Source organism: Micromonospora sp. NBC_00362, assembly GCF_026342155.1.
In the GTDB taxonomy this organism is placed as follows: Bacteria; Actinomycetota; Actinomycetes; order Mycobacteriales; family Micromonosporaceae; genus Micromonospora; species Micromonospora hortensis.
Window position 1 is genome coordinate 2,791,312 of the sequence record NZ_JAPENH010000001.1, and the last position, 12,655, is coordinate 2,803,966.

The 12,655-nt window shown below is 71.4% G+C and carries 13 protein-coding genes; 7 read left to right on the forward strand and 6 right to left on the reverse strand.

The features are described 5' to 3' along the window. The first annotated feature begins 167 nt into the window (after window positions 1–167). The 6 genes from OG992_RS12665 to OG992_RS12690 all read left to right on the forward strand — a co-directional run bounded on the left by OG992_RS12665 (window position 168) and on the right by OG992_RS12690 (window position 6,019). The gene (locus OG992_RS12665; RefSeq protein WP_266303324.1) at window positions 168–1,364 is read left to right on the forward strand and encodes a thiolase family protein; all 1,197 of its coding nucleotides are present in this window, start codon (window positions 168–170) and stop codon (window positions 1,362–1,364) included. Further along, window positions 1,361–3,421 (forward strand): 3-hydroxyacyl-CoA dehydrogenase NAD-binding domain-containing protein, encoded by a 2,061-nt coding sequence (locus OG992_RS12670; RefSeq protein WP_266303325.1) that lies wholly within the window; start codon window positions 1,361–1,363, stop codon window positions 3,419–3,421. The genes OG992_RS12665 and OG992_RS12670 overlap by 4 nt, the downstream gene beginning before the upstream one ends. Before the next feature lie 170 nt (window positions 3,422–3,591). Further along, the gene (locus tag OG992_RS12675) at window positions 3,592–4,389 is read left to right on the forward strand and encodes a hypothetical protein (RefSeq protein WP_266303326.1); all 798 of its coding nucleotides are present in this window, start codon (window positions 3,592–3,594) and stop codon (window positions 4,387–4,389) included. A 159-nt stretch (window positions 4,390–4,548) separates the two neighbouring features. Beyond that, on the forward strand, window positions 4,549–4,887 hold the full coding sequence (locus OG992_RS12680) for a helix-turn-helix transcriptional regulator (RefSeq protein ID WP_238683339.1): 339 nt from the start codon (window positions 4,549–4,551) through the stop codon (window positions 4,885–4,887). Then, a complete protein-coding gene (locus tag OG992_RS12685) occupies window positions 4,884–5,360 on the forward strand; it encodes an SRPBCC domain-containing protein (protein WP_238683340.1) in 477 nt (158 codons plus the stop codon). Before OG992_RS12680 ends, OG992_RS12685 begins: the two co-directional genes overlap by 4 nt. Next, window positions 5,357–6,019, forward strand: a complete 663-nt coding sequence (locus OG992_RS12690) for a dihydrofolate reductase family protein (protein ID WP_266303327.1) — start codon at window positions 5,357–5,359, stop codon at window positions 6,017–6,019. Before OG992_RS12685 ends, OG992_RS12690 begins: the two co-directional genes overlap by 4 nt. Before the next feature lie 87 nt (window positions 6,020–6,106). On the opposite strand, the gene OG992_RS12695 is transcribed toward OG992_RS12690, so the two are convergent. The 4 genes from OG992_RS12695 to OG992_RS12710 all read right to left on the reverse strand — a co-directional run bounded on the left by OG992_RS12695 (window position 6,107) and on the right by OG992_RS12710 (window position 8,682). Then, window positions 6,107–6,526 carry a VOC family protein gene (locus OG992_RS12695; protein WP_238683342.1) on the reverse strand — a complete coding sequence of 140 codons (420 nt, stop codon included), beginning with the start codon at window positions 6,524–6,526 and terminating at the stop codon, window positions 6,107–6,109. Beyond that, on the reverse strand, window positions 6,523–6,678 hold the full coding sequence (locus OG992_RS12700) for a hypothetical protein (protein ID WP_266303328.1): 156 nt from the start codon (window positions 6,676–6,678) through the stop codon (window positions 6,523–6,525). Before OG992_RS12700 ends, OG992_RS12695 begins: the two co-directional genes overlap by 4 nt. Before the next feature lie 163 nt (window positions 6,679–6,841). Continuing rightward, window positions 6,842–8,017 (reverse strand): cell wall metabolism sensor histidine kinase WalK, encoded by a 1,176-nt coding sequence (locus tag OG992_RS12705; protein ID WP_238683344.1) that lies wholly within the window; start codon window positions 8,015–8,017, stop codon window positions 6,842–6,844. Beyond that, window positions 8,014–8,682: a response regulator transcription factor gene (locus OG992_RS12710; protein ID WP_196921708.1), complete on the reverse strand. Its 669-nt coding sequence runs from the start codon at window positions 8,680–8,682 to the stop codon at window positions 8,014–8,016. The genes OG992_RS12705 and OG992_RS12710 overlap by 4 nt, the downstream gene beginning before the upstream one ends. Before the next feature lie 141 nt (window positions 8,683–8,823). Here OG992_RS12710 and OG992_RS12715 point away from each other — a divergent pair, with 141 nt between their 5' ends. After that, complete coding sequence (locus tag OG992_RS12715; protein ID WP_266303329.1) at window positions 8,824–9,975, forward strand: peptidase C39 family protein; 1,152 nt, start codon at window positions 8,824–8,826, stop codon at window positions 9,973–9,975. On the opposite strand, the gene OG992_RS12720 is transcribed toward OG992_RS12715, so the two are convergent. After that, window positions 9,976–11,259: a PQQ-binding-like beta-propeller repeat protein gene (locus OG992_RS12720; RefSeq protein WP_266303330.1), complete on the reverse strand. Its 1,284-nt coding sequence runs from the start codon at window positions 11,257–11,259 to the stop codon at window positions 9,976–9,978. Next, window positions 11,256–12,536, reverse strand: coding sequence for a PQQ-binding-like beta-propeller repeat protein (locus OG992_RS12725; RefSeq protein ID WP_266303331.1), 1,281 nt, complete (start codon window positions 12,534–12,536; stop codon window positions 11,256–11,258). The genes OG992_RS12720 and OG992_RS12725 overlap by 4 nt, the downstream gene beginning before the upstream one ends. Window positions 12,537–12,655 lie beyond the last annotated feature (119 nt).

The window sequence follows — 12,655 nt, forward strand, 5'->3', positions numbered from 1 at the left end:
CAACGGTGAGTGCGGGGTGGTGTGGGGTGGGCCACAGGCGGGGGTGGGGACGGGGTTGGTTACTGGCGAGTAGCATTCGAGGGGAACGTGCCCGTGTCGCCGACCCTTGTTCGGTCCGACGTGCCGCCCGGCGCGAAGGCCGAATCACGGTCGAATAGGAGGCTCAAGTGCCCCGTGAAGTTCGCGACGTCGTCTTCGTCGACGGCGTCCGTACCCCGTTCGGCAAGGCGGGTGGCATGTACGCCAACACCCGCGCCGACGACCTGGTGATCCGCTGCATCCGGGAACTGCTGCGCCGCAACCCGCAGTTGCCCCCGGAACGGGTCGAGGAGGTCGCCATCGCGGCCACCACCCAGATCGGCGACCAGGGCCTCACCATCGGCCGCACCGCCGCCCTGCTGGCCGGGCTGCCCAAGACCGTTCCCGGCTTCGCCATCGACCGGATGTGCGCGGGGGCGATGACCGCGGTCACCACAGTGGCCAGCGGCATCGCCATGGGCGCGTACGACATCGCCATCGCCGGCGGCGTCGAGCACATGGGCCGCCACCCGATGGGTGAGGGCGTCGACCCCAACCCGCGCATCATCGCGGAGAAGCTGGTCGACCCGTCCGCGCTGGTGATGGGCTCCACCGCGGAGAACCTGCACGACCTGGTCCCGCACATCACCAAGGCACGCACCGACGCGTTCGCGCTCGCCTCGCAGCAGAAGACCGCCAAGGCGTACGCCAACGGCAAGCTCCAGGACGACCTGGTGCCGATGTCGATCCGCGACGCCGAGGGTGGTTGGGGTCTGGCCACTGTGGACGAGGCCCCGCGGGACACCTCGCTGGAGAAGCTGGCCACCCTGAAGACCCCGTTCCGCCCGCACGGCAAGGTCACCGCGGGCAACGCGGCCGGCCTGAACGACGGCGCCACAGCGAGTCTGCTGGCCGACGAGGCCACCGCCCGCGAGCTGGGTCTGCCGGTCGCCATGCGGCTGGTGTCGTTCGGCTTCGTCGGAGTCGAGCCGGAGGTGATGGGCGTCGGCCCGATCCCGTCGACGGAGAAGGCGCTGCGCCTCGCCGGGCTCAGCATCGACGACATCGGCCTGTTCGAGCTGAACGAGGCGTTCGCCGTGCAGGTGCTCGCCTTCCTCGACCACTTCGGCATCGCCGACGACGACGCGCGGGTCAACACGTGGGGTGGTGCGATCGCCATCGGTCATCCGCTGGCCTCCTCCGGCGTGCGGCTGATGACGCAGCTGGCCCGCCAGTTCGCCGAGCACCCCGAGGTCCGCTACGGCCTCACGGCGATGTGCATCGGCATCGGCATGGGCGGCACTGTCATCTGGGAGAACCCGCACTGGGAGGGTGGCAACAAGTGAAGGCACCGAACGAGGTCGTCACCCGAGCGCTGCTGCGCCAGGTGAACGTGCCAGGGCTGGACCGGCCCGCCGCCCTGATCACGCTGGACAACGGCTTCGACCACACCAAGCCGAACACCTTCGGCCCGGGTGGGCTGGCCAGCCTGGACGAGGCGATCACCGCCGCGCTCGCCGCCGACCCGGCGTTCATCGCGGTCACCGGCAAGCCGTACATCTTCTGCGTGGGCGCGGACATCGTGGGGCTGCCGCAGCTCGCCGACCGCGCGCAGGCACTGGAGATCGGCCGGCTCGGCCACCGGGTCTTCGCCCGGCTCAAGGACAGCAGCGTCCCCACCTTCGCGTTCGTCAACGGCGCGGCGATGGGCGGTGGCCTGGAATTGGCGTTGCACTGCCACTACCGGACGCTCTCCGGCGGCGCGGCGGCCCTCGCGCTGCCCGAGGTCTCGCTCGGTCTGGTGCCCGGCTGGGGTGGCACCCAGTTGCTGCCGAACCTGATCGGCATCCCCGCCGCAACCCAGGTGATCATCCAGAACCCGCTGATGCAGAACAAGATGCTCAAGCCGAAGCAGGCGGCCGAGCTGGGCATCGCGGACATCCTGTTGGAGCCGGCGGACTTCCTGGAGCGGTCCCTGGAGTGGGCTGCCGGCGTGGTCCGGGGTCAGGTCACAGTGACCCGGCCCGAGGTCGACAAGGACATGTGGGCCGGCGTGCTCTACTTCGCCCGGGAGACGCTGAACCAGCGGCTGCACGGCGCGGTCCCGGCCGCGTACAAGGCGCTCGACCTGCTGGAGACGGCGAAGGACGGCGACTTCGCCGCCGGCACCGCCGCCGAGGACGAGGCCCTCGCGGACCTGGTCTTCTCCGAGGAGCTGCGCAGCGGCCTGTACGCGTTCGACCTGGTGCAGCGGCGGGCCAAGCGCCCGGCCGGCGCACCGGACAAGGGCCTGGCCCGCACGATCACCAAGGTCGGCATCGTCGGCGCGGGTCTGATGGCCAGCCAACTGGCGCTGCTGTTCGCCCGCCGCCTCCAGGTGCCGGTGGTGATGACCGACCTCGACCAGTCCCGGGTGGACAAGGGCGTCGGCTACGTGCACACCCAGATCGAGAAGGCCGTCACCAAGGGCCGGATGGACAAGGGCACCGCCGCCAAGCTGTACGGCCTGGTCAGCGGCACCGTCGACAAGAGCGCCTTCGCCGACGCGGACTTCGTCATCGAGGCGGTCTTCGAGGACCTGGGCGTCAAGAAGCAGGTCTGGGCCGAGTTGGAGAAGATCGTCTCGCCGGAGGCGGTGCTCGCCACCAACACCAGCTCGCTGTCGATCACCGACATGGCCGCCGAGTTGGAGCACCCGGAGCGGGTCGTCGGTTTCCACTTCTTCAACCCGGTGGCGGTGCTGCCGCTGCTGGAGATCGTCCGCGGCGAGCGCACCGACGACGTCACCCTGGCAACCGCGTTCGCCGTGGGCAAGCAGCTCAAGAAGTCGAGCGTGCTGGTCAAGGACGCTCCGGCGTTCGTGGTGAACCGGCTGCTCACCCGCTTCCTGGGCACCGTCTTCGCCGCCGTCGACGCGGGCACTCCACTGGACGTGGCGAACAGCGCACTGGACCCGCTGGGCCTCCCGATGCGTCCGCTCGCCCTGCTCCAGTTGGTCGGGCCGGCCGTCGCGTACCACGTGGGCGGCACTTTGCACGCCGCGTACCCGGACCGGTTCTCCGTCAGCGAGAACCTCAGGCGGATCGCCGACTCGGGCCAGCCGCTCGTGGTCGACGACCAGGTCAACGAGGAGGTCGCCAAGCTGCTCGTGGTCGGTGACCAGCCGCTGACCGCCGAGCAGGTACGCCAGAGCGCCCTCGACGCGCTCGCGCAGGAGATCCGGCTGATGCTGGACGAGGGTGTGGTCGCCGAGGCGCAGGACATCGACCTGTGCATGATCCTGGGCGCTGGCTGGCCGTTCCACCTGGGCGGCGTCACGCCGTACCTGGACCGGACCGGCACCTCCGAGCGGGTCACCGGCCAGCGGTTCCTGCCGCCGGGTGCGGCGAGCCTGCCAGCCTGACGAGATCGCAGCACCACAGTCGCGGTGGTCGGACCGTCCCCGATGGACGGACCGACCACCGCGACCGTTTGTGATCAGACGGCTGCGGCATGGGGTTTCCGCGGGGACGACGGCGGCCGCCGCGTCGGGTTAGGATCACGCGTTTTGCACCCCCATCTTGGAGCTGACTGATGTCCCAGCCGCCGGCCAATCCCTACGGCTCGCCGCACGATTCCCCCGACCCGTCGCAGCAGCCGGGCCAGCAGCCTGGCGGCTGGCCGCCGCCGCAGCAGCAGGGACAGCCGCAGCAGCCCGGTGGGTTCCCGCCCGCGCAACCGGGCTTCCCGCCCGCGCAGCCTGGGCAGCCCTACGGTGACCCGAACCTGGTCGGCAGCCCTCCCCCGGCGAAGAAGTCGAACGTCGGCAAGATCGTGCTGATCGTGTTGGCAGTGGTGCTGGTGCTCTGCGTCGGCGGCGCGGCGGTCACCTGGCTCGTCGTCAAGGACGACGTGGGTGCCGTGGTGGACGCCAGCAAGACCCGGGTGGTCGCGCCGGCCACCCTCGCCGGCCGGCCGAAGCTCACCAACCCGGAGCTCCTGACGGCCGCCGAGCAGGCGGTCGCCGGGATGAAGACGGCGGCGGGGAACGAGACGAGCACCGTCGCCGCCTTCTACGGCGACCCGACCAAGCAGGACCTCGTCATGATCGCTGGCGTGTCCGGGCTGCTGTCGGACCCGAAGAAGGAGCTCGACTCCTATGTGGATGGCCTGTCCAAGCAGCTGACGGTTGACGCGATGACGGCCGTCGACGCCGGCCCGCTCGGCGGCGAGGCGCGTTGCGGCGACGGCAAGGCCGACACCGTGCCGCTGGGCATCTGCGTCTGGGCCGACCGGGGCAGTCTGGGCATGGTGGTGATGTACTTCAAGTCCGCCGACCAGGCGAAGGCCGAGTTCACCACGATCCGGGGCCAGGTCGAGCAGCAGTCCTGATCCGTACGAGACCGGGGCCCCGGCCACCCTCGGGTGGCCGGGGCCCGCTGCTTTCTGAAGCACGTCCGACCAGCCGCCGTCGTTGTGGCAGCCACCCCCTGCGGCCCGCCAATACTTTGCCCTTGCGCTAAGTGTCACCCCCGAGGAACACTTAGCCTTATGGCACAGTATTCGGCGCAGCTCGACGGCGTGTTCCTCGCCCTCGCTGACCCGACCCGGCGCTGGGTCATCCGACGCCTCGGCCACGGTCCGACGAGCGTCGGCGACCTCGCCCGCGAATGTCCGATGACCCTCCCCTCGTTCATGAAGCACGTGCGGACGCTCGAGTCGAACGGACTGATCTACACGACCAAGTCCGGCCGGGTGCGCACCTGCGCGCTCAACCGCGAGCGCCTCGCCGTCGTCGACGACTGGCTCGCGGAGCAGCGCCGGACCTGGGAAGAGCGCACGGACCGCCTGGAACGCCTCGTCACCGATGAGCAGGAGAACCAGCAATGAATCCCGACCTGGACCTGACCATGGCGCGGGTCATCCGCGCCCCTCGCGCCGCCGTGTGGAGTGCCTGGACCGACCCGTCCCGCTTCGAGAAGTGGTGGATACCGGCGCCGGCCCTGTGCCGCGTCGATCGTTTGGACGTCCGGCCCGGTGGCGCACTCGTGACCCGGCTGAGCGACGACGGGGTGGAGTTCGTCCCGCACCTCGACGCGTGCTTCCTCGTCGTCGACGACCTCGAACGGATCGTGTTCACCAACGTGATCGACAGCTCCTGGCGGCCGGCGAACCCCACCCCGGTTCCGATGACGGCGGAGATCACCATGAAGGACCACCCGGACGGCACCGACTACCGGATCATCGTCCGCCACGGTGATCCCGCCGCTCGTGACCTTCACGAGAAGATCGGCTTCGCGGACGGCTGGGGCTCGGTCACCGAACAACTCGCCGGGCTCGCCGAGAGCCAGGGGGCGCTGTGAAGCTCGTCCTTACCCAGTTCGTCACTCTCGACGGCGTCAGCCAGGGGCCCGGCTCGCCGACCGAGGACACGAGCGACGAATTCACCAGCGGCGGCTGGCTCGTGCCCTACCTGGACGAGGTCTTCGTCCGTCGGACCTCCGACTGGTTGGATCTCGCCGACGGTCTGCTGCTCGGACGACGGACCTACGAGGCGTTCGCCCGGGACTGGCCGCAGATCACCGACCCGGACGATCCGTTCACCGAACGCATGAACTCACTACCGAAGTACGTGGTGACCAACACCCTCGCGGCAGGTAGTTGGCACCCGACGACGCTGCTCCGGGGCAACCCGGTCCACACCGTCGGGGAGCTCAAGGCCCGGCCCGGACGGGAGCTCCAGATCCACGGGAGCGCACAACTCGGCAAGGCTCTGTTGTCGGCCGGCCTCGTCGACACACTCCGGCTCGTCGTCGCCCCCGCCGTGGCCGGTTCCGGGCGGCGGCTGCTCGACCATCCCAGCGCATCCGTCGGCTTCCGACTGGTTCACCACGAAGCGACGGCGAAGGGCCTGCTCCTGCTCGAGTACGAGCATGTCGGCGCCGCCCCGGTCGCGGAGTACGAGGGTGCGACGGCCTTCGTCCAGTCACCCGCGCCACGGCACGGCCCGGCCACTGCCTGAATCTCGCGGTCACGTCCCGACCCGGCAGCGTGGCACCGGGCACCGGCCACGCGAGGGTGGCCGGTGCCCGGTGTCGTACGTCGACGGCTAGGCCGGTTCGGCAGCCGCTGCCGCGGCCCGCGCCGCCGCGGCGGCCGCCCGCTCGGCCGCGTTGCCGAGCACGCAGAACTCGTTGCCCTCCGGGTCGGCGAGCACCACCCAACCACCACCGGTCGGGCCGACGTGGTCGGCGACGAGCGTCGCGCCGATACCGAGCAGCCGCTCGACCTCCTCGGCCCGGCTCCGGTCAGCGGGTTGCAGGTCGAGGTGCAGCCGGTTCTTCACCGTCTTGCCCTCGGGCACCGCGAGGAACAGCACCTCCGGGCCGCCCGGCGGCAGGAGCATCGCCTCCGGGTCGCCGGGGAAGTCGTCGGGATGCCGGGGGCAGTCGAAGACCTGCGCCCAGAAGCCGGCGAGTGCGTACGTGTCGTGACAGTCGATGCTGATGTTGTGGATCGTCGAACTCATGCTTGGTCCTCCACAGTGGTCGGCAGGGCGGCTTCCGGGTCACCCGGAACGTCCTCCGGGAGCCGGGCGTAGCCGGGCACCGCCGACCAGAAGCCGGCCAGGGTGTACGTGTCGTGGCAGTCGAACCTGATGTTGCGGATCCGTGGACACACGGTGGTCTCGCCATCTTCGGATGGGGACGCTCCGCCGCCGGGGGTCAGCCTGCGAGGACCCGGGGTGCGGAGCCTTGACTGATGGACATCGACGCACCCCCCTTTCACTCTCCGAGCTGACGACGCGATCTTGCCACCGGTCGAGCGTGGCGCGCAACCCCGATCAGCCGGCGGCGGACACCGTTCCGGGCACCACCGGGGCGTCCGACGACGGCAGGGTGACAGTCACCTCAAGGCCACCACCGGCCTGCGCGACCACCCGTACGGTGCCGCCGTGCGCGGCACACACCGCTCGGACGATGGACAGCCCCAGGCCGGAGCCACGGGCCCCGGTGCGTTCCCGGCCACCACGGCGGAACGGCTCGAACAGCCCCGGCACGTCGGCCTGGTCCACCTCGAACCCGGTGTTGCCCACCACCAGCCAGGACCGGTCACCGTCGGTGCCGGTGCGCACCCAGAGCCGACCGTGCAGGTGGTTGTAGCGGACCGCGTTCTCGATCAGGTTTCCGGCCAGCCGGTCGAGCAGCCCCGGGTCACCGACGACCGGCGCGGACTCCAGCGACGTCTGCACCCGCAAGCCGATCCGTTCCACCTCGCGGCGCATCGCCGACAGGGCGTTGGCGGTGCCCGCGGCGAGGTCACACTCGGTACGCCGGCCCAGCTGCCGCCCGGTCTGCGCCTCACTGCGGGCCAGCACCAGCAGCGCGTCCACCAGGCCGTTGGCCCGCTCGGAGGCGTCGCGGACCACTGTCGCCATCCGTCGGTACTCGGCGGTGTCCGCGTCGTCGTCGCTGAGCGTCACGTCGATCTCCGTCCGCATGACGGCGAGCGGGGTACGTAGCTCGTGCGAGGCGTTCGCCACGAAACGCTTCTGGGCCTCGAAGGCGGACGCGATCCGGTCCAGCATGGCGTCGAACGTCTTGGCCAGCTCGGCCACCTCGTCATCGGCTCCCGAGTAGCCGATCCGCTGGTCCAGCGTCGCCTCACCGAGCCGCTGGGCGGTCGCCGTGACCTGGTGCAGTGGGCGCAGCGCGCGACCGGCCACCGCGTACGCGCCGGCCACCCCGACCACGCTGATCGCCAACAGCGCGACCAGGCCCTTGGCCAGCAGCTCCCCGGAGGCGGCATCGACCAACTGCCGCTGCCACTGGGCGGCGTCCATCTGCCGGCCGTCGGACAGCAGCACGATCGTGCCGGGCACCAACTCGTCGGTGGGGCGCAACGCGTCGCGGACCAGCAGCCAGGCCAGCAACACCAGGATCGCTCCGGCCCCGATCAGCAGCACCCCGTTGAGAAGTGTCAGCCGCAGCCGCAGGGTGGGTCGCAGCCGGCGGCTCATGCGCCTACCTCGGCGGTGCGGTAGCCCGCCCCGACCACCGTCTCGATCAACGGCGGGTCACCGAGCTTCTTGCGCAGCGTCATCACCGTGACCCGGACGATGGTGGTGAACGGGTCGGTGTTCGCGTCCCAGACCCGTTCCAGCAGCTCCTCACTGGAGACCACCGCGCCACGCGCCTTGAGCAGTTCGCAGAGCACCCCGAACTCCTTGTTGGTGAGGTCCACCGGCACCCCGGCCCGGGTGGCCACCCGGCGAGCCGGGTCGAGCACCAGGTCGGCCAGTTCGAGCACCGGCGGAGCGGCCGGGGTGGCCCGCCGGCCCAGCGCCTGCACCCGGGCGACCAGCTCGTCGAAGGCGAACGGCTTGGGCAGGTAGTCGTCCGCGCCGAGCTGCAACCCCTCCACCCGATCGGCCACAGTGCCGCTGGCGGTGAGCATCAGCACCCGGGTCAACGCGCCGGAGGCCGCCAGGTCGGCGCAGATCTGGTCGCCGTGCACACCCGGCAGGTCGCGGTCGAGCACCACCACGTCGTACCGGGTGATGAACGCCGCCTCGTGGCCGGCGTCGCCGTCGTACGCCACGTCGACCGCCATCCCCCGCTTGCGCAACCCCCGTGCGATCGCGTCGGCGAGGTTGCGCTCGTCCTCGACCACCAGTACCCGCATCCCGGCCTCCTCGCTGCTGACCACCGACAACCTAGTGCCGGCCGGCAACCATCGTCCCTCGCCGGCCGCGCCGGCCGGCGTTGCGGGCCACCGCGGCGTACGCGATGCTGGCCGGCGGCACCGAACGACGGACGGACTGGCATGACCACTGCGGCACCACCCACCCGGCGGGACATCGCCTACCGGGGTTTTCACCTGCCGGACGACACGACCAGCGGCAGCGGCGACGGCCTGCGCCCCAGCGGTCGAGGGCTCGTCCTCGACGGCGTCGCCGAACGGGGCACCTGGACGTCGCCGCCGGTACCTGTCGGCTTCGCCATCGCCGAGGTGGTGCCGTCCTGGACGGCCGACACCCCGGACGACTGCTGGATCGAGGTCGACCTGCGCGGCTGGAACGACGACGCGCCGAGCACCGACTGGTACCGGCTGGCCCGCTGGGCCGCCGGCGACCACACGGTACGGCGCACGTCGCTGCCCGGACAGCGCGACAGTGCCGCCCGTGTCGACACCGACACCCTGATCGTGACCGGAGCGACGGTTACCGGTTGGCAGACGCGGGTGACCTTGTGCCGGCCCGCCGGCGGCCCGACCGGCCCGGTGCTGCGCAGCATCGGCGCGGTCGCCACCGGCCCCACGACGGCCGACCACTGGTACGCGGGGAAGCCCGTCTCGTCCGCCGCCTGGGGTCGGGTGCTGGACGTGCCCCGCTACTCGCAGCGGCTGCACGCCGGCCAGTACCCGCAGTGGGGTGGTGGCGGGGACTCCTGGTGCAGCCCCACCTGCACCTCGATGGTGCTCGCCTACTGGGGCGCCGAGCCGACGCCGGACCGCTACGCCTGGGTGGAGCCGTCCGGCCCACGTCCGGTGGTGGTGCACGCCGCCCGGCACTGCTACGACCACGCGTACGCCGGGGCCGGCAACTGGCCGTTCAACACCGCGTACGCCGGTCTGCACGGGGTGGACGCGTTCGTCACCCGGCTGCGGTCGCTGGCCGAGGCGGAGTCGTTCGTCGCCGCCGGCATCCCGCTGATCGTCTCCGCCGCGTTCCGGGCCGACGAGGTGCCGGGGCTCGGGTACGACACCGGTGGGCACCTGATGGTGCTGGTCGGCTTCACCGCCGACGGCGACCCGGTGCTCAACGACCCGTACGCCCCGGACGACGACGCGGTCCGTCGCACAGTGCCCCGACAGGGGTTCGAGGCGGTCTGGCAACGCGGCAGCGGCGGGGTGGCGTACGTGCTGCGGCCCGCGTCGGTGCCGCTGCCCCCGCCGGCCACCCAGGCGAACTGGTGATCAGTCGGTCAGTTTCCAGAGTTGGTACGAGCCGGTCGTGGTGGCGACGCACACCAGGTAGCCGGTGACCGCCTGACACCCCCCGGTGACATCGGGCAGCACGTCCAGGATGTGCACCTTCCCGGCGGCGATGTCCAGCTCACCGACGAGCATCCCTCCGTCGGGATGCCGGCGTAGGCCGAACAGCCGGCCGCCGGCACCGAGTTGGTACAGCTCCCACCGGCCCAGGTCGGCCAACTGCTGGCCGGTCAGCGCATCGAGCACGACGTACTGCTCCGACGGACCGACACCGCTGAGGTTGGCCAACAGCCGGCCGTCGGCCGGCCAGGCCCACCCCCACTGGCTGCTGCGCCAGCGCACCTCGCCGGTTGCCGGGTCGAGCGCCTGTAGTTCGTTGTTGCCGGTGCGCAGACACAGGACGGGGCCGCAGTCCAGCGCGAAGTCGATGTGCACCCTGGCGCGGGTCCAGCGGGGCTTGAGCTGGTCCAGCTCGTACGCGGTGACGGTGCCCGAGCCTCTGTCGATGGACAGCAGCAGGTCCTTGGTCAGGTCCAGTCCGATCCGACCGCCGTCGGGTGGGCGCAGGTCGGCGCGGGCCAGCACCGCGCCGGTGATCGCGTCGCGTACCTCGACCGGCCCGTCCACCTGGTTGAGCACCACCCGGTCCACCCCGAGCCCGGTGTCCCGCACCCTCATGTCGGCGCTGAGGCCGGATTGCTCCCAACGCACGGTGCCGCAGCACGGATCCACAGCGCGCAAACTGGACGGTACGGTCTCGCCGCCGCTGCGCAGCAGCAGATTGCCGTCGATCAGCTTGGAGACGGCGCCCGGCTGCTGCCACCGGTACGCCCCGGTCGCCCGGTCCAGTGCGACGGTGAGTGTCTCCCGACCCTCCGGGCCGATCTCGTACCCGGTGGCCAGCAGCATTCCGGCCAGCGGCGTCATCCCCCAGTACTGAGCCTCCGCCGGCAGCGTCACCTGCCAGACCTGCTCGATGCCGGGCATTCGATACGCGGCCAGCCGCGCCTGCCGCGCTTCGGTGATGGCCGGTTCCATGACCAGGAGAAGGTCACCATCGATCATGACATCGGACCCGGGCCGGCCCGGCAGTGTCACCGGGGCCGGCCGGGGCGGTACGACGGCGGACGCGGCGAGCGTGACCAGCGCGAGCACCACGACCAGCGCGCAGCGCAGCGGGCGACCGTGAGCGCGAGGTGGGCGCGGCGTCGACTCCGGGTCCCTGTCGTCCCGCAGCTCGCCGAGGTCGATCACCGAGTCGGTCACCGCGTCAACCTCCACAGAGCGGTAGTGCCGTCGAGGCGCTGGCAGAGCAGCACCGGCAGGGACGCCTGACAACTGCCGGCGATGCCCGGCAGCACGTCGACGATGCGTGTTCGGCCGGCCACCAGGTCCAGTTCGGCGACGACCATCCGACCGTCGTCACCCCGCCGCACACCGACCAGCGGGTCGTCCGGCCGTAGCACCGGCATCAGACTCCACGCGCCCAGTTCGGTCCGTACCTGCCCGGTGGCCGCGTCCCGCACCGCGTACCCCTGGCCGGGCCTGGCCATCAGCAGCCGACCGTACCGGACGTCGGCCAGGACGTCCTGGCCCGGTTCCGACCACCGCACCGAGCCGGTGGCCGGGTCGAGCACCTGGAGGCCGCCGGTCTGCGGTACCGCGCAGAGCAGACCGCCGCATTCGAGCACATGCGACACCAGCGTCACCTCCGCAGTCCACAGTGGCTCCAACTCGGTCAGCCCGAAGCTCACCAGCCGGGTGCTGCCCGGCGGGACGAGCAGCAGCAGGTCGTCGACGATCTGCACCCGCTGGTACGCCGACCGGTCACCGGGCAGCGTGTCGATGCTGCGCAGCAGCTGGCCGGTGCCGGCGTCGTACACCTGCACCTCGCCGGTCGGTTGCAGGAGCACGAACCGGTCGACCTGCCCCTCCGGAGTGAGGTGGTAGGTGGGGCTGGCGGCCGGCGGGATCGGCAGCGACCAGAGCACCAGGCCGGTGTCGGGCTCGACCCCGCTCATCGCGCCCGACCCGTCCTCCCGGCCATTGGTCACCAGCAGGCCACCGCCGGGTGTCGGCTGGGGGGCACCGGGATGCTGCCAGCGTTGCCGGCCCGTCGCGGTGTCGAAGGCGGTGGTCTGGAACAGCCGGTTGGGGGCCCTGACCGCCATCGCCAGCACCAACCCGTGCTCGACCCGGACGTCGAGGTAGTCACCGGTGCGGGCCAGCGGCGCCTGCCACCGCCGCCGCACCCCGGTGCCGTTCGCCGCCGGTCGGGCGTACGCGGTCAGGTACCGGTCCCCGTCGGGTGTCGGCGGATCGACCACGAAGACGGCGTCCCCGGCCAGGTACGCGGTGGCCGTCCGCGACGCCGGCACCACGCTCACCGTTCGCCGCGTTGTCGGCGCGGCACCGGCCAGCACCACCAGGCTGAGGAACAGCACAGTCGCGCTGCGCAGCGGGCGACCGACGGCGCGCGGGCGGCGAACCGGAGACGCCGACAGGGGCTCGTCGCGAATCTCGCCCAACTCGATGATCGACAACGACCCTCCTTCCGTCGCCAGGTAAGGCTGGCCGACGGGTCACCGTCCGGCAAACCGACAGTCAGCGCACCGGCCCGGCAAAAGTGACGGAACCCCGCCTGTACGATGGCGCGTCGTGG